Here is a 1,079-nt window from a genome sequence, read left to right as displayed (position 1 = left end):
GCATTGATAGTTTCTTAATGAAGCAATAATCTGCCGTGAAACATAGCCCACAGCCCCTTCGACACTTGACTTATCTTTGGGTTTTCTGACCCGGCTCGGAACGATGACGGTACGATAGTAGTCTGCCAGTTCACGATAAGCTTCATTGAGAAGAGGTTTAACGCGATGCGTTTTTGTAACCCCTGTTTTCAGATTATCCGGAACCAAGGTTTCAGGAACTCCACCAAAGTATTCAAATGCATGGATATGAGCCATAAGCCAATTGGGTGATTTCATATCTAAAAATGCTTCCACGTAACTTAATTGACTGTAAGGCAATGTCGCAACAAATACATACGCTGGAATCGTTTCGCCTGTTGAACGATCCATAATATGCAGCGTTGAACCAGCCCAATCCACCTCCATGATTTCACCCGGTTTTCTCCGAATTGGCATCGTTAATTTATATTTCTTCGCATACTTCCCATAGTTCTCACAAAAAGTTCTGTAAGCGTAAGGGATTTTTCCACCCTCACGTGCCTCTGTTGCGTACTCATGATGTAATAAGGCCAAGGTAACATTCTTTTTCTGCAATTCCTTATGCACCTTTTCCAAATCAATCGGGAAATAACCTTTCTCAATGGCTTGTTTCTCCGGGAAGAGAAACGCTTCCAACCATGGATTGGTCATAGTATCATTCAAACTTTCTACACCAAGTTTCTTGGCGCGTTGAACGACCTCAGAGACTGTATTCCTGGAGTGACCAGTGCTGGAACTAATCGTTCTTTGACTGACCCCTTCAATATACAGCTCCAGAATCTTACGGCAATTAACCATAAAAAAACCTCCTGTATAATATTGTCATGCTTGTTTGCATGCAATTTTTATTATACAAGAGGTTATTCTGTTTATCGTGGTACTGGCTCTCCAGTCCGCAGAAGGTGGCTCATTTCCCCGCATTAGCTGGCTCAAAACTCCGCATAAGTGGCTCAATTCATCCGCAATAATCAGTCCTGGTGTTTCCGATATTGTTATTGATAGTATATAATGCCTTTCTATTGATTGCGTACACTGTCCAATTTTTGATGGAATTAGTGACC

At 41.9% G+C, this 1,079-nt stretch carries 1 protein-coding gene; it reads right to left on the bottom strand.

What is annotated here, in order from left to right; translation table 11 throughout:
- A partial coding sequence (gene istA, locus ABD010_RS18105) for an IS21 family transposase (protein ID WP_343816431.1) occupies window positions 1-816 on the bottom strand: 816 nt, incomplete at its 3' end.
- Window positions 817-1,079 lie beyond the last annotated feature (263 nt).

The organism is Virgibacillus siamensis, assembly GCF_039522605.1.
GTDB lineage: Bacteria > Bacillota > Bacilli > Bacillales > Amphibacillaceae > Lentibacillus > Lentibacillus siamensis.
Note: the sequence above shows the minus strand (reverse complement) of the source record. Positions and strands in the feature narration are given on the sequence as shown.